Annotated in this window: 13 protein-coding genes; 11 read left to right on the top strand and 2 right to left on the bottom strand. The window is 59.8% G+C overall.

Features of this window, described 5'->3' with window-relative positions; all coding sequences use genetic code 11:
• The first annotated feature begins 121 nt into the window (after positions 1–121).
• Positions 122–2,509 (top strand): DUF3772 domain-containing protein, encoded by a 2,388-nt coding sequence (locus FHL16_RS12830; RefSeq protein WP_042932089.1) that lies wholly within the window; start codon positions 122–124, stop codon positions 2,507–2,509.
• Positions 2,510–2,568: 59 nt separating this feature from the next.
• Here FHL16_RS12830 and FHL16_RS12825 read toward each other — a convergent pair whose 3' ends face one another.
• Complete coding sequence (locus tag FHL16_RS12825; RefSeq protein WP_010460092.1) at positions 2,569–3,483, bottom strand: helix-turn-helix domain-containing protein; 915 nt, start codon at positions 3,481–3,483, stop codon at positions 2,569–2,571.
• A 162-nt stretch (positions 3,484–3,645) separates the two neighbouring features.
• Between FHL16_RS12825 and FHL16_RS12820 the strand changes: the two genes are divergently transcribed.
• The 10 genes from FHL16_RS12820 to FHL16_RS12775 all read left to right on the top strand — a co-directional run bounded on the left by FHL16_RS12820 (position 3,646) and on the right by FHL16_RS12775 (position 15,088).
• Positions 3,646–5,004, top strand: a complete 1,359-nt coding sequence (locus FHL16_RS12820; RefSeq protein WP_077748402.1) for a glutamine synthetase family protein — start codon at positions 3,646–3,648, stop codon at positions 5,002–5,004.
• Between the two features lie 144 nt (positions 5,005–5,148).
• The gene (locus FHL16_RS12815; protein ID WP_077748401.1) at positions 5,149–6,237 is read left to right on the top strand and encodes a polyamine ABC transporter substrate-binding protein; all 1,089 of its coding nucleotides are present in this window, start codon (positions 5,149–5,151) and stop codon (positions 6,235–6,237) included.
• Positions 6,234–7,526: an NAD(P)/FAD-dependent oxidoreductase gene (locus FHL16_RS12810; protein WP_077748400.1), complete on the top strand. Its 1,293-nt coding sequence runs from the start codon at positions 6,234–6,236 to the stop codon at positions 7,524–7,526. Before FHL16_RS12815 ends, FHL16_RS12810 begins: the two co-directional genes overlap by 4 nt.
• A gap of 211 nt (positions 7,527–7,737) precedes the next feature.
• Complete coding sequence (locus tag FHL16_RS12805) at positions 7,738–8,334, top strand: paraquat-inducible protein A (RefSeq protein WP_010460085.1); 597 nt, start codon at positions 7,738–7,740, stop codon at positions 8,332–8,334.
• A complete protein-coding gene (locus tag FHL16_RS12800) occupies positions 8,331–8,990 on the top strand; it encodes a paraquat-inducible protein A (RefSeq protein WP_077748399.1) in 660 nt (219 codons plus the stop codon). The genes FHL16_RS12805 and FHL16_RS12800 overlap by 4 nt, the downstream gene beginning before the upstream one ends.
• Positions 8,971–10,626 carry a PqiB family protein gene (locus FHL16_RS12795; RefSeq protein WP_077748398.1) on the top strand — a complete coding sequence of 552 codons (1,656 nt, stop codon included), beginning with the start codon at positions 8,971–8,973 and terminating at the stop codon, positions 10,624–10,626. The genes FHL16_RS12800 and FHL16_RS12795 overlap by 20 nt, the downstream gene beginning before the upstream one ends.
• A 16-nt stretch (positions 10,627–10,642) precedes the next feature.
• Positions 10,643–11,203, top strand: a complete 561-nt coding sequence (locus FHL16_RS12790; protein ID WP_077748397.1) for a PqiC family protein — start codon at positions 10,643–10,645, stop codon at positions 11,201–11,203.
• A gap of 205 nt (positions 11,204–11,408) precedes the next feature.
• On the top strand, positions 11,409–12,419 hold the full coding sequence (locus tag FHL16_RS12785; RefSeq protein ID WP_077748396.1) for an iron ABC transporter substrate-binding protein: 1,011 nt from the start codon (positions 11,409–11,411) through the stop codon (positions 12,417–12,419).
• A gap of 51 nt (positions 12,420–12,470) precedes the next feature.
• Positions 12,471–14,021 carry an ABC transporter permease gene (locus FHL16_RS12780; RefSeq protein ID WP_177346235.1) on the top strand — a complete coding sequence of 517 codons (1,551 nt, stop codon included), beginning with the start codon at positions 12,471–12,473 and terminating at the stop codon, positions 14,019–14,021.
• A complete protein-coding gene (locus tag FHL16_RS12775; protein WP_077748395.1) occupies positions 14,018–15,088 on the top strand; it encodes an ABC transporter ATP-binding protein in 1,071 nt (356 codons plus the stop codon). The genes FHL16_RS12780 and FHL16_RS12775 overlap by 4 nt, the downstream gene beginning before the upstream one ends.
• Positions 15,089–15,097: 9 nt before the next feature.
• Here the strand turns inward: FHL16_RS12775 and FHL16_RS12770 are convergent, their stop codons facing one another.
• Complete coding sequence (locus tag FHL16_RS12770) at positions 15,098–15,988, bottom strand: site-specific integrase (protein ID WP_010460071.1); 891 nt, start codon at positions 15,986–15,988, stop codon at positions 15,098–15,100.
• Positions 15,989–16,356: the final 368 nt, after the last annotated feature.

The following is a 16,356-nucleotide window of genomic DNA, read 5'->3' as shown; positions in this document are numbered from 1 at the left end:
GGCACCCACTCTCTGCACGGTATTGCCTGATCCTGACGGCGAACAGGATTCTTTTCGATCGTTTTGGCGTGATGGCCTAACCTCATAGGTTGAGCGACCCACCACAGAGTCGAGCACCCCCATGCGTAATGCATTGAAGTCAATGATGTTCGTCGTGCTCACGCTGCTTGCAACCAGTGACGGAGCGCTGTCGGCCGCCGACATACTGCCGGCTGCAGGTATTACATCGGGTACTTCGTCGTTAGTCATTTCTCAGAGTGATCTGCAAAACCTGCAAATCCGCCTTGACCGAATCAAGCAACAGATTTCGCTGGCCAATAACCTCACCCAGATGGTCGGCCTGCAAGATGCTGTTCAGTCGTTTATCAACGACGTGGATAGTCTGCAGTCATCCCTGCTGCCCGAACAGAAGCAACTGCAAGCCCAACTTGATGTGTTGGGCCCGGTATCACTCGACGATGTAGAGTCAGAGAAATCGGATATCGCGACGCAAAGAGCCTATCTCTCCGAGCAAAAGACCAAAGTCGATTCCAGCCTGAAAACCCTGACAGCACTCAGAAACAATGCTGCCGGTCTCCTTATTCAAATCGCCGGTATTCGCCGCAACCTGCTGGAAAGCGAAGTCACGCTGCGCAGCGGCAGTATCCTGGGGCCGGGGTTCTGGGCGCCATTGTTCAGTCCGCTGAAGGAGGACCGCCAGCGGCTGAGCGAATTCATCCAGCAGGCTTCCAGCGCAATCAAGGCCGCCTGGCAACCCGGCGAGCGCCTGTTCACCATCGCATTGATCGTGCTGGCCCTGGGTGTTTGGTCCTGGGGCCGACGAATCGCGGAGCGCGGGCTGACCTGGGTGTGTATTCATCGAATGCCGGAAGGACGTTTGCGTCGAAGCTCGCTCGCACTGGCCTCTGTCGTGGCCACGCTGCTGACCACTGCTTTTGCGATGCAACTGCTGTTTTATGCGCTCACCCGGCAATTGCCGTTGTCGCCTTTGATTCAGAACTTTGCCGATGAATTCGAAAAAATCATCTATGTGTGCATCCTGATTACCGGTCTGAGCCGGGCGCTGCTGTCGACCCGACATCCTTCCTGGCGACTGCCGGCCATCTCCGATCCCGTGGCACTGGCAATCCAGCCCTTCCCCAGAATACTGGCCGTCACACTGCTGATTCTGGTCAGCCTGGCACAAATCACCAACGTCACCGGCATGAGCCCGCCGGCCATTCTGTTTGGCCGCGGTTTGATCGCGCTGGTGGTCACGCTGATTATCGGCACGTTGTTCCGGCGAGCCAGCAGAGTCCGCAGAGCCGTTGCGGCTACCGGGGAAGCGCCCGAATCGAGTACCACCCTTGCCGGCCTGATTTATTCGTTGGCCGGTTTTGCGACGGTGGTATCGCTGATTGCGCTGCTGATCGGCTACATCTCCCTGGCACGGTTCATTACGTACCAACTGGTCTGGGGTTTTATCATCCTGTCGGGCTTCTACTTGCTGACGCAATTGTTCAGAGACAGCTGTGAGTACCTGTTTTCACCCAAGAGTCCTAGCGGCAAGGCGCTCAAACAATTGCTCGGAATCGGCGATGTACGCCTTGAGCAAGCGTCGATCATTCTGTCCGGTGTCGGTCGCGCCGGTTTAATGCTGCTGGCGGTCATTTCACTGTTTGTCGGTGGCGTCGGCACGACGCTGGGACAACTGTTTACCCAGACGTTCGCCATCCTCGGCGGCGATGGCCTGCGCAAACTCAATATCATCCCGGGCCATTTGCTGAATGCGCTACTGGCCCTGTTCATCGGCATCTACCTGATTCGCGCACTGCGCCGATGGCTGGATAACGAGTTCCTGCCCAAGACCGACATGGACCCCGGCATGTGTGCCTCGCTCAGCACACTGTTCTCCAATATCGGCTACGCCCTGGTGATTCTGCTGACCTTGTCATCCCTGGGCATCGAGTGGACCAACCTGGCGTGGATTGTCAGCGCCCTGTCGGTGGGGATCGGCTTCGGCTTGCAGGAAATCGTCAAAAACTTCGTCTCCGGGCTGATTCTGCTGACCGAGCGCCCGGTCAAGGTCGGCGACCTGATCAGCATCAGTGGCGTCGAAGGCGACATCCGCCGCATCAACGTCAGGGCCACCGAAATACAACTCAGTGACCGCTCGATCGTCATCGTGCCCAACTCACAACTGATCTCGCAGAACCTGCGCAACGTCACCCTTGGCGGCAGCGCACAAGGGGTGGCGACACTGGAGCTGATGTTCCCGCTGGACATCGATCCGGAGCAAGTTCAAAACCTGCTGTACGACACGTACCGCGAGAACGAAACCATCCTCGACAAACCGGCTACCTTCGTCCGGTTCAGCAAACTGACCCCCGAAGGCATCACGCTGACGGTCACGGGCTACGTCAGCAGCCCGAGAATCGTCGGCACGACTAAAAGCGATTTGTTGTTTGAAATTCTCAAGCGATTGGGTGCGGCCGGGATTGAACTGGCGAAACCTGCATCGACGGTTTGAACAAAAAACCGGTCGTTCAGCCAGTCACTGCGCCCTCTCGGCGAGGCTGAACTTGCGAATCAGGTCCTGCTCGGGCGAATGCGCTTGAGCGTTTCACTCGGCAGTTCCTTGAACAGCGCCCGGTAACTGCTGGAAAACCGCCCCAGATGCCAGAACGACCAATTCATCGCCACTTCGGCAACGGTGGTGTCATTCGGTGTTCGCGCAAGCAATTCGCGGTGGGCGCTGTTGAGGCGGCGCAGGCGCAGCCAATGGGTGGGCGTCATCCCGGTGAAGGCCTTGAACGCGTGCTGCAACTGCCGCAGGGAAACCCCGGCCACCTGGGAGAGCTCCAGCAGGTTGAGGGTTTCTTCCGGTGAGTCGGCGGCCCATTCGCCGATGCGTTTCATCACTGCGCGTTCTTCGGTGCGGCGCTGCAGGCCGCCGTGATCGAGGCACACACAGGCGTTGTCGAGGATGTACAGGCAGTCTTCGAGCAGTTGCTGGGTCAGCGCTTCTTTGCTCGGCGGGTCGAGCGTTTCGGCGAGGCGGGTCAAGGTGCCGCTCAACCAGCGGCTGAACAAGGCGTTCTGCCCCGAGTTCAGCGGCGACATGAACAAGCCTTCCAGCCGCGCAACATTCAAACCGTGACGCTGCACGAACTCCGGACCAAACACCACGGCGACTTCCTGGTAGTTCTCCGGGGTGATCCAGATGTTGCGGCTTTCGCCATTCAACACATACAGCGCGTTGTCGCTGCGATCGAAACAGAACGCCAGCGAACCCTCGGGCGCGCTGAAATTCTGTTCGACCCGGGTGTTCATCTGCTCTTCGTAAATCTCCACGCCTTGCAGGTCCAGGTAGCGCACACGCCCGGCGAAATGCCCCGGCGACATTTGCTGGTAATGCTGAACCCAACCCGGCGTGGCGCGGATTTGCGCAGCGACATCGTCGGTGTTGAACGCTTGAACCTGAATTGGACTGGACGCTGACATGAATGACCTTACGCACTCGTTTGGTGCGTTTTGGTGCTGCTGAAAGTGGATAGATGGAACCGCAAGGCTCGCCCAAGATAGTCGTCAACGCGTCTCAGGGGAAGTGTGCGGTGGATGAAACCGTCCTCCCCGGCGTTAAAAAAAACCAATAACGAGGTCTTTATGAATGCCCCTTTCGATCAGCTCCTCACGTGGCTGAAAGATCACAAGATTACCGAAGTCGAGTGTGTGGTCAGTGACTTGACCGGCATTGCACGCGGCAAAATCGCACCCACCAACAAGTTCCTGCATGAGCGAGGCATGCGCCTGCCGGAAAGTGTGCTTTTGCAAACGGTAACCGGGGACTTTGTCGACGACGACATCTACTACGACCTGCTCGACCCGGCCGACATCGACATGGTCTGCAAGCCCGTCGCCGACGCGGTGTATGTGATTCCATGGGCGATCGAGCCGACCGCCATCGTGATCCACGACACCTTCGACAAGTTCGGCAACCCGATCGAACTGTCGCCGCGCAACGTGCTGAAGAAAGTGCTGCAGCTGTACACCGACAAAGGCTGGCGGCCGATTGTCGCGCCGGAAATGGAGTTCTACCTGACCCAGCGCTGTGAAGACCCGGACCTGCCGCTCAAGGCGCCGCTGGGCCGTTCGGGCCGTGCGGAAAGCGGTCGTCAGTCGTTTTCCATCGACGCCGCGAACGAATTCGATCCGCTGTTCGAAGACGTCTACGACTGGTGCGAGCTGCAAGGCCTGGACCTCGACACACTGATCCACGAAGACGGCCCGGCGCAGATGGAAATCAACTTCCGTCATGGCGATGCGCTGGACCTGGCCGACCAGATCACTGTGTTCAAACGCACCATGCGTGAGGCGGCGCTCAAGCACAACGTCGCGGCGACGTTCATGGCCAAGCCGATTGGCGACGAGCCCGGCAGCGCCATGCACATCCACCAGAGCGTAGTCGACATTGCCACCGGTCAGCCGATCTTCGCCAATGCCGACGGCACGATGAGCGAGCTGTTCCTGCACCACATCGGCGGTCTGCAAAAGTACATCCCCAAAGTGCTGCCGATGTTCGCGCCCAACGTCAACTCGTTCCGCCGCTTCCTGCCGGACACCTCGGCCCCGGTCAACGTTGAATGGGGCGAAGAAAACCGCACCGTCGGCCTGCGAGTGCCGACCTCGACGCCAGATTCGATGCGCGTGGAGAACCGCTTGCCGGGGGCTGACGCCAACCCGTACCTGGCGATCGCGGCCAGTTTGTTGTGCGGTTATCTGGGCATGGTTGAACGCATCGAACCGAGTGCGGCGGTGCAAGGTCGAGCCTACGAGCGCCGCAACCTGCGCCTGCCGATCACCATCGAGGATGCGCTGACGCAGATGGAAGAGAGCGAAACCATCGGACGGTATCTGGGCGACAAATTCGTGCGCGGTTACGTGGCAGTCAAGCGTGCTGAACACGAGAACTTCAAGCGGGTGATCAGTTCCTGGGAGCGTGAGTTCTTGATGCTTAGCGTCTGAAAACCACGCGAGATCACGCGCCCCCCTGTAGGAGCGAGGCTTGCCCGCGAAGGCGGCCTGACTGTCAACGACGATGTTGAACGGACCGGCCTCTTCGCGGGCAAGCCTCGCTCCTACACAGTCTAATAACTAAAGAGGTGTCGAATGCGTCTATTGAAATCCATGGTGCCGGCCGCGCTTGCCGTGCTGTTCAGTGCCGTTGCCCAGGCTCAACCCACCGTCAGCGTCTACAACTGGACCGATTACATCGGCGAAACCACCCTCGCCGACTTCCAGGCCAAATCCGGGATCAAGGTGATCTACGACGTCTTCGATTCCAACGAAACCCTGGAGGGCAAGTTGCTCGCCGGGCGTACCGGGTATGACGTGGTCGTGCCGTCCAACCACTTCCTCGCCCGTCAGGTGAAGGCCGGCGCGTTCCTCAAGCTGGACCGTGCGCAGTTGCCCAACTTCAAGAACCTCGACCCGAAATTGTTGGCGCTGCTGGAGAAAAACGATCCGGGTAACGAGCATTCCGTGCCGTACCTGTGGGGCACCAACGGCATCGGCTACAACGTCGACAAGGTCAAGCAAGTGCTCGGCATCGACCGCATCGATTCCTGGGAAGTGCTGTTCGAACCGGAAAACATCAAGAAACTCAGCCAGTGCGGCGTATCGATGATGGACTCGGCCGATGAAGTGTTCCCGGCGATTCTCAATTACATGGGCATGGACCCGCGCAGCGAGAACCCTGAGGACTACAAAAAAGCCGAAGCCAAACTGTTGAGCATCCGGCCTTACATCACCTATTTCCACTCCTCCAAATACGTGTCGGACCTTGCCAACGGCGACATCTGCGTGGCCTTCGGCTATTCCGGTGACGTGTTCCAGGCCGCCAACCGGGCCAAGGAAGCCAAAAACGGCGTGAACATCGCCTACGCCATTCCGAAGGAAGGCAGTAACTTGTGGTTTGACCTGTTGGCGATTCCTGCCGATGCCAGCAACCCGAAAGAAGCCCATGCCTTCATCAACTACCTTCTGGACCCGCAAGTGATTGCCAAGGTCAGCGCCTCGGTCGGCTACGCCAACCCCAACCCCGCCGCCAAGGAATACATGGACGCAGAGCTGGTGAACAACCCTGAGGTTTACCCACCTCAGGCAGTCCTCGACAAACTCTACATTTCGACCACCCCGCCCCAGGCGATCATGCGACTGATGACCCGTTCCTGGAGCAAAGTGAAGTCCAACAAATGAATAACGAACACGCACATTCCTACTACGCGGCCACCGCCAAAGGCCTGACGCCCTACCCCACGCTGGCCTCGGACCTTGTGGCCGATGTCTGCGTGATCGGCGGCGGTTTTACCGGGGTCAACACCGCGATCGAGCTGGCTCAGCGCGGGCTCTCGGTGATTGTGCTGGAGGGCCGGCGGATTGGCTGGGGCGCCAGCGGGCGCAATGGCGGGCAGTTGATCCGCGGCATCGGCCATGACGTCAGCGGTTTCACCCGGTACGTCGGTGAGGACGGGGTGCGCTATCTGGAGCGTGCGGGGATCGACTCGGTGGAACTGGTGGGCAATCGCATCCGTGAACACGGGATTGAGTGCGACCTGCGCTGGGGGTTCTGCGAGCTGGCCAACACCAAGGCGCAATTCTCGGCGTTCAAGGCGGAGCGCGACAGTCTGGCCGAATCAGGTTACGCCCACGAAACCCGTCTGGTCGGGCCGGAGCAGATCCGTGAGCAAGTGGTGGACTCAAGCGTCTATGCCGGTGGTCTGGTCGACATGGGTTCGGGCCATTTGCATCCGCTCAATCTGGTGCTGGGCGAAGCAAGGCTGGCGCAATCCCTCGGGGTGCAGATCTTCGAGCAGAGCCCGGTTCTGGAGTTGATCCATGGCAGCACGGTGCAGGTTCGCTGTGCCGGTGGCACGGTACGCGCGGGAAGTCTGGTGCTGGCCTGCAACGCGCACCTTGAAGAACTCGAACCGAAGCTCAGCGGCAAGGTGCTCCCGGCCGGCAGCTACATTATTGCCACCGAGCCGTTGGCACCTGAGGTTGCCGCGCAGTTGATCCCGCAGAACCTCGCGTTGTGCGACCAGAAAGTCGGCCTGGATTACTACCGGCTCTCGGCGGACCGGCGCTTGCTGTTTGGCGGCGCCTGCCATTATTCCGGGCGCGATCCGGCTGACATCACGGCGTACATGCGCCCGCAGATGCTCAAAGTCTTCCCGCAATTGCGCGATGTGCGCATCGACTATCAATGGGGCGGCCGGATCGGCATCTCCGCCAATCGCTTCCCGCAAGTTGGCCGCTTGAGTCAGCACCCGAATGTGTTTTATGCCCAGGGTTACTCGGGGCATGGGCTGAACGTCACGCATTGGTGCGCGAAGCTATTGGGTGAAGCGATCCATGCCGGGCACAGTCGAGGGTTCGACGTGTTCAGCGCCGTGCCGCACATGACTTTTCCCGGCGGGCCGATGCTGCGCTCGCCGTTGCTGGCGCTCGGGATGTTCTGGTATCGACTGCGCGAACTGGTTGGCTGACAGGCCGCTATCGCGAGCAGGCTCACTCCCACAGGGGATTTTCGGCGGACACAGCATTTGTGACGACGACGATCCCTGTGGGAGTGAGCCTGCTCGCGATAAACGATAACGCGGTCAATCAGTTGTTTAGGCCTTTCGATTTGCTCAATCGCAAGGCACTTCTATATTGAGGAGGTGCTCTGACTTTCCTGCGTCCTGGCGAGTGCGGCCAATGGCTACGACTGACCAACTGATCATCTGCGAGCACTGCGACTGCGTGTATGAAAAAGTCACGCTCGCCAAACATCAAAAAACCCTGTGTACACGCTGCGGCGGTGTGCTCCAGCGCTATAACGGCCTGACGGTGGAACAACGCCTGGCGTTGACCTGGACGGCGTTGATGCTGTGGATTTTCGCCAATTTCTACCCGGTCATGAGCATCAGCCTCAAAGGCCTGAAAAACAGCGCAACCCTCTGGGACTCGGTGCTGGCCCTGAGCCTGGGGCCGATCACGTTCATTGCCATGGTGGCGGCGATCGCGATGATCATCGCGCCGATTTTCCAGCTGTTGCTGCTGATCTGGGTGCTGAGCTATGCCCTCGCCTCCCGGCGCTCGCCCGGTTTCAGCTTCTGCATGCGCTGGCTGGAAACCCTGCGGCCCTGGAGCATGCTCGAAGTCTGTCTGCTGGGAGCCATGGTCGCGGTGATCAAGCTCGCCGGGTTGCTGGATGTGCTGCCCGGCATCGGTCTGTTTGCCCTGGCCGTGCTCAGCCTGATGATGATCCGCATCGCCGGGCGCGATATCCGTGAGCTGTGGGACATTCTATGACAACGCCTCCTGTCGCCAGCGAACTCAACCTCTGCCTGTGCCACAGCTGCGGACTGGCCTGCGACATGACAGGTGAACCGCACCAATGCGAGCGCTGCGGCGCGCCGTTGCATCGGCGCAAAACCAACTCGCTGACCCGCACCTGGGCCTACCTGCTGACCTCATTGGTGTTTTACGTCCCGGCCAATCTGCTGCCGGTGATGAATACGAAGATGGTCGGCAACGGTGCTGACAGCACAATCATGGGCGGCGTGCTGGATTTCTGGCAGCACGGTGCCTGGGACATCGCCCTGATCATTTTTATCGCCAGCATCGCGGTGCCGGGCGTCAAGTTCGTCGCGTTAATGCTGCTGCTGATTACGGTGCATCGCAACAGCCTATGGGCGCGCAAGGAACGATCGACGTTATACCGCTTCGTCGAGCTCATCGGTTATTGGTCCATGCTCGACGTGATCGTGGTGGCCCTGGTGGCCTCACTGGTGAAGTTTCAAGCCCTGGCCGATATCGAACCGCGTCCGGGCATTCTGTTTTTCGGACTGGTGGTGGTGTTCACCATGCTGTCAGCGATGAGTTTCGACCCGCGTCTGATCTGGGATAACGAGCAGGATAAAAACTCACACACCGAGGAGGACATGGATGAAGTCGCAAGCCACTGACGGGCCGCAAGCCCCTGGCCAGGCCCCAATCAAGACTCGTCGTTTCAGCGTTTCGCTGGTCTGGATCGTGCCAATCGTCGCGGTACTGGTGGGCATTTCCCTGGTGGTCCACAGCATGATGCAGGAAGGCCCGACCATCACGGTCACGTTCAAGACCGGCAGCGGCCTGACTGCCAACAAGACCGAGGTCAAATACCGCAATGTGGTGATCGGGCAGGTCTCGGACGTGGAACTGAGCAGCGACCAGAAGAGTGTCAACGCTACGATCAAACTGGCCAAACAGGCGGAAAGCTTCACCCGTGAAGACTCACAGTTCTGGGTGGTGCGTCCGCGTATCGGTGCCGGCGGCGTGTCGGGCATCGATACCCTGTTCTCCGGTGACTACATCGGCGCGGATATCGGCCAGTCCAACACCCGTTCGAAACACTTCAAAGGCCAGGAAAACCCGCCAGCGATTACCTATGGCGAACCGGGCAAACGCTTTACCTTGCACACCCAGGACCTCGGATCGCTGGACATCGGCTCGCCGGTCTATTACCGAAAAATCCCGGTCGGCCAGGTGGTGGCCTATTCGCTGGACCCTGACGGCAACGGTGTGAACATCGACTTGTTCATTCACGCGCCCAACGATGCCTATGTCACCGAAAACACCCGGTTCTGGAACGCCAGCGGTATTGATGTCAGCGTCGGCGCCAATGGCTTCGCGGTGAAGACCGAGTCGTTGTCATCGCTGCTGGTGGGCGGCATCGCCTTCCGCGCGCCGGAGTACAGCCCCAACGATAAACCGGCGGCAGAAGAGTATGCCTATGAACTGTTCACCGACCAGCAAACCGCCCTCGCCCCGCCCAGTGGCAAGGGCCAATACTTGAGCCTGCGTTTCGACCAGGCCCTGCGGGGCCTCAAAGTCGATGCACCGGTGGAATTCCTCGGCGTGGAGTTCGGCAAAGTGGTGTCGATCAATCTCGATTTCGATGCGAAAAAGCGCAGCTTCCCGGTCAACGTTGGCATCGTGATCTACCCGCAGCGCCTGGGTTCGGCCCATACCAAAATGCTCAAGGCGCTCAATCATGATCCCAATGATGAAGCCGCAGCCGTGCGCTTGATGGGTTCCTTTATCGAGAACGGTCTGCGCGCCCAGGCACGCAGCGGCAATCTGCTGACCGGCCAGCTGTACATCTCACTGGATTTCTACCCCAAGGCCGAGAAAGTCGCGTTCGATCCAAGCGCCCGTCCGGTCAGTATTCCGACCATTCCCGGCAGCCTCGAACAGTTGCAGGAAAAACTCGAAGGCATGGTCAACAAGATCAACCAACTGCCGATCGAGCGAATTGCCGGCAATCTTGACAGTAACCTCGTCGAACTGCGCAAAGGACTCGCCCAATTCAACGCCAAGACGCTGCCGGGCGTGCAAACCACCCTGGCCGACGTCAGCAAAACCCTGCAATCGGCCAGTTCGACGCTCGCCGAAGACTCACCGCAGCGGGAACAGCTGACCCAGACCCTGGACGAACTCGGACGCATGTCGCGCTCCTTGCGTGAGCTCTCGGATTACCTGGGACGCCATCCGGAATCGCTGATTCGCGGCCGCCCCAACAACGCCGCACCGATGGATCTGCAGGCGCCACCGCGCAACTGACCACAGGAGCAACACCATGGCTTTTTCGCTGAAGATCACCTTGGTCACCGCGCTGTTACTGCTCACCGCTTGCCGCAGTGACCCGATTCAGTTTCACACCCTGATTCCGGCGCAATTGGGTAATCAATCCAGAGGCGGTACCTCGGAGATCGAGATTGAAAGCATCAGCGTGCCGCCCCAGGTCGATCGTCCGCAGATCGTGATCCGCCAGGGCAACAGCGGCCTGGCGATACTCGAAACCGAATGGTGGGCCGCGAGCCTGGTGGATGAATTGCGCAGCGCCATGGTTGACCAACTGCTCAACAGCCATTCACAACGCAAAATGTCACTGCGCCTGGATGTGCAGCGCTTCGACTCGATTCCAGGGCAATACGCGCTGATCGATGTCAAATGGCGCCTGCGCAGCCTTGGCGACAGTGAAAACACGCTGATTACTTGCCGCAGCACGTTGCAGTCACCTTCCGGTCCCAGCATTGATGAATTGGTGGTGGCCCATCAGAACAACATCAAGCGTCTGGCCGCTGCGATCAATCAGGCGGCCGGCGGAACTTCGAAAGGCTGCCCATCGAGCCAGTGACCATACCGTTTGATTCAGACCCATAGGGCAAGGGGCCGAGGTGCTGCTAATCTGAATGTAAATGACATGTATTAACGGTTTCTTTGACGTTTTTTTCTCATTTTGAGCTCTACATTCCCTGCGATTCAAACATGCAAATGGTTCGCATTGATTGATCCGCGAATGGACGTGCATGCCTTCCAAAAGAACAGGAGCTGCCGACAGAATGTTCACCCCTACCCCTTCCTTCCTCAAAGCGGCCTTGCTGGCCACCGCCCTGCTCGGCGCCACACAGGTGTTTGCAGCGGATGACGGCATTGTGGTCTACAACGCGCAGCACGAAAGCCTGACCAAAGCCTGGGTCGAGGGCTTCACCAAGGAAACCGGCATCAAGGTCACCGTGCGCAATGGTGACGATACCGAGATGGGCAATCAGATCGTGCAGGAAGGCGCCGCGTCCCCGGCCGATGTGTTCCTGACCGAGAACTCCCCGGCGATGGTGCTGGTGGACAACGCCGGCCTGTTTGCGCCGGTTGCCCCGACAACGCTGGAGCAAGTCGAGGCGGCTTATCGTCCGGCCCATGGCAAATGGGTCGGGATTGCCGCGCGCTCAACCGTGTTTGTCTATAACCCTGCGAAACTGCCCGAGGCCGACTTGCCGAAATCACTGATGGACCTCGCGGGTCCGGCGTGGAAAGGTCGTTGGGGCGCTTCTCCGGCCGGTGCCGACTTCCAGGCAATCGTCGCTGCAGTGCTGGAACTCAAGGGTGAAGCCACAACGCTGGAATGGCTCAAAGGGATGAAAAGCAACGTTACGGCCTATCGCGGCAACAGCGCCGTGCTCAAGGCGGTGAATGCCGGGCAGATCGACAGCGGCGTGATCTATCATTATTACAGCTTCGGCGATCAAGCCAAGACCGGCGAAAACAGCAACAACACGGCCCTGCACTACTTCAAGCACAAGGACCCGGGGGCCTTTGTCAGCGTCTCGGGGGGCGGCGTATTGGCGTCCAGCAAGCACAAGGAACAAGCCCAGGCGTTGCTCAAATGGATCACCGGCAAGGACGGCCAGGACATCCTCAAGACTGGCAAGTCGTTCGAATACGCCGTGGGCAAAAACGCCCCATCCAATCCGAAACTGGTGCCTTTGTCGCAACTCGACGCCCCTGTGGTCGATGCGTCGAAACTCGACAGCAAAAAAGCCGTGGACCTGATGACTCAGGCGGGGCTGCTCTAATTGATCCCTGAATCCCTGCCAACCGGTATCCCCGCGGCGATACCCGTCAACCTGCGACGACGCGCCCGTGGCGTCTTCGCCGGTCGCGGTGGCGCCTGGGTAATCGGTTTGTCGGTGCTGGTGTCGTTGCTGGCACTGATACCGATTGCCTTCGTCATCGGCGTGTCGATACAAACCGGCTGGGCAACGCTGGTGCCGCTGGTGTTCCGGCCTCGGGTCGGCGAGTTACTGATCAACACCGTGTTGCTAGTGGTGATCACGATTCCGTTGTGCATCAGCCTGGGCCTGGCCCTGGCCTGGTTGACGGAGCGCACCAACCTGCCCGGGCGACGTGGCTGGTCGTTGCTGGCGATCGCGCCGCTGGCGGTGCCGGCCTTCGTGCACAGCTATGCCTGGGTCAGCCTGGTACCACCGATTCACGGCCTGTTTGCCGGGGTTCTGGTCTCGGTGATCGCCTACTTCCCGTTCCTGTACTTGCCGATTGCAGCGACGTTGCGCCGGCTCGACCCGGCGATCGAAGACGTGGCCGAATCCCTGGGGCTAAAGCCTTGGGCGATCTTTTTCCGGGTGGTGTTGCCGCAACTGCGCCTGGCCATCTGTGGCGGTGCGTTGCTCGTGGGCCTGCACCTGCTGGCCGAATATGGCCTGTACGCGATGATCCGCTTCGACACCTTCACCACGGCGATCTTCGATCAGTTCAAATCCACCTTCAACGGCCCCGCTGCCCACATGCTGGCCAGCGTGCTCGCCCTGTGTTGCCTGGTGATGCTGACCGCCGAATCGGCCGCTCGCGGTACGGCGCGTTACGCCCGGGTCGGTTCCGGCAGCGCGCGTGAACAACGGGTGGTGCGCCTGGACGCTCAAGCCACCGTGCTGGGGTTGATGCTGCAAATCACCACCTGCGCCCTGGCCTTGGGTGTGCCGCTGATCACCTTGGGCAAATGGCTGATCGCGGGCGGCCCGCAAGTCTGGGACTTGGCAGAGCTTGTGCCGGCGCTGGAACAAACCCTGCTGCTGGGGATTTGCGGCGCAGTCCTGACCACCTGCGCCGCCATCCCGATCGCCTGGCTGTCGATTCGCTCGCCGGGTCGGCTGCAGCGGTTGCTGGAAAGCTGCAATTACATCACCAGTTCATTGCCCGGCATCGTCGTGGCCCTGGCGTTGGTGACTATCACCATCCATTTCGCCCGACCGATCTACCAGACCACGATCACCGTCCTGTTGGCGTATCTGCTGATGTTTTTGCCCCGCGCCCTGGTGAGTTTGCGTGCGGGCATCGCGCAGGCACCGGTCGAACTGGAAAACATGGCGCGCAGCCTCGGCCGCTCGCCTGCGCGGGCACTGTGGCTGATCACCCTGCGCCTGGCCGCGCCCGGGGCCGCCGCCGGTGCCGCGCTGGTGTTTCTGGCGATCACCAATGAGCTGACCGCGACCCTGCTGCTCGCCCCCAACGGCACGCGCACCCTGGCCACCGGTTTCTGGGCACTGACCAGCGAAATCGACTATGCCGCCGCGGCCCCCTACGCGCTGCTGATGATTGTGCTGTCACTTCCGTTGACCGCAATTCTTTATTACCAATCCAAACGAACGGCTGGACGATGAACGCTCTGGAACTGCACGCGATCTGCAAATATTACGGTTCTCAGCGAGCGCTGGAGAACGTCAGCCTGTCGGTGCCAAAAGGCAGCCGGACAGTCATCGTTGGCCCCTCGGGTTCCGGCAAAACCACGTTGCTGCGGATGATCGCCGGTTTCGAATTCCCGGACACGGGCAGTATTTCGCTCGACGGCCAGACACTCGTCGACGACACCCATGAAGTCCCGGCGCATCAGCGCTTGATCGGCTATGTCCCCCAGGACGGCGCGCTGTTCCCGCACATGACGGTGGCCGCCAATATCGGTTTCGGGCTGTCGACCAAAGGCGACGCGAAGCACCAGCGAATCGCTGAGTTGATGGACAGCGTGGCCCTCGACGCGAGCATGGCCCAACGTTGGCCCCATGAGCTTTCCGGCGGTCAGCAACAGCGAGTGGCGCTGGCGCGTGCGTTGGCGCAGCAACCACGGCTGATGTTGCTGGACGAGCCGTTTTCGGCCCTCGATACCGGCCTGCGGGGCGCCATGCGCAAAATGGTCGCGCGATTGCTGTCCGACGCCGGCGTCACCACCATCCTGGTCACCCATGACCAGAGCGAAGCCTTGTCGTTCGCCGATCAGTTGGCGGTAATGCGTGACGGCCGGCTGGTGCAGTCGGGCCATCCGCTGGACCTTTACCGCTATCCCGACGACGAACAGACCGCGCTGTTTCTTGGAGATGCCGTGGTCATGCCCGCCAGGATCGAGGCCGGGTGGGCCCATTGCGATCTGGGCCGTATTCCGGTTAACAACCACCGTAATAACAATGCCGCGCAGATCATGCTGCGCCCCGAGCAGCTGCAACTGGTCAGCATCCAGCCCAGTCCGACCGAAGTCGCCGGGTGCCGCGCCGTGGTGACCGAGCGGGATTTCAGCGGCAACACCTGCACCTTGACCGTGGAGTTGCAGCCTACCGTCGCCGGCGACCCGCACGGTCGATCACTGATGGTGCGCAGCTCTGGCCTGTACGCGCCGCCCGCTGGCAGTGAGGTTCACGTATCAACCATCGGCCATGCCCATGTGCTGAGTGAACCCTGAATCCAGCCATCACAGATCAAAGCGATCCACCGCCCGACGCCGCTCGTTGTCGTCGCGCACATCGTAGTTGGCCGTCGTCTGGATATTGCTGTGATGAGCGAGTTTTTGCGCGATCGACAGGTCATGCTCTTCGATCACCCGGGTGATGAACGAGCGCCGGAAATCATGCGGCATGATCTTTACCCCGACCTGCGCACCGCGCTGCCGGGCGATGTAATAGATCGCGTGTTTGGTGATGCGCTCGCGGGTGATGTGGCTGCCGCGACGGATGCGGTTGAACAGGAACGGGTCGTCCACCTCGCCTTCCTTGAGGTGCGAACGGCGCAGCTCCAGCCAGGCCTGCAGTTTTTCAAAGGCCCAGGCCGGGGCGTATTTGATCAACTGCTTGTTGCCCTTGGCGGTGACCCGCAAGCTACGCTCGCTGAAATCCACCTGTGACAGGTCCAGGTTCACCGACTCGGATTTGCGCATTCCCGAACCGTACAAAATCCCGATGATGGCGGCGTCTCTCAAGCCTTGAGGACGCGGGTCGGCGGCACACACCGCCATCATCTCCTGAATCAGCGAGCGCCTGAGGTTGCGCCCCTGGGACAGACGCGTGCCGGCAATCCCTTTCACCGAGCGCATTTTCAGCAAGTGTTCCTGACTGATCAGGCTCATGCGCCACGCTTCGTTCATCACCCCGCGTACCGCATTGACGTACAGCGACGAGGTATTCGGTGCGTAGCCGTCTTCACGCAGCGCTGCGACCAACGCAATCACATTGTCGGGTTGGAGCTGATGCCAGGGAATCTCCTCGACGTTCATGTCTTCGAAACCCAAACGGTCGGCCGCATCCTGCAAAACGTAGCGCATGGTCAACTGACTGGAGGGCGCCAGTCGGGCCAGGTAGACAGTCATCGGGTTGGTCTTCGAAGCAACAGAGTGGGTATTAACTAAGTCAATCAAACGAAACGGCCTTGAGTGGAAACAATTCAGTAAAAACAACTAAGGATTGAAACATTGTTCATATAAAGGGGAACACTTCCGCAGGACTTCTCTTCTAAAAATCGCGATAAACGGCAGAAGTCTGAACAGTGGCTGTATGACTTTCAGATAAACGATTCGAAGACCGGTTTTTCATGTTCCTTTCACAAAATCGGGCATAACCTTCAATCAACCCGACGAGCCCTTGTGGGTCGTCACGCTGCCGGTCGCGGCCCGGAAAGTCAATTGATGGCTTCCTGCTCCGGCAGTCAACCCCTTGAAAACACGCTTCTTTCGGCGAT

This window comes from Pseudomonas sp. FSL W5-0299 (assembly GCF_005930655.1).
Taxonomy (GTDB): Bacteria; Pseudomonadota; Gammaproteobacteria; order Pseudomonadales; family Pseudomonadaceae; genus Aquipseudomonas; species Aquipseudomonas mandelii.
Note: the sequence above shows the minus strand (reverse complement) of the source record. Positions and strands in the feature narration are given on the sequence as shown.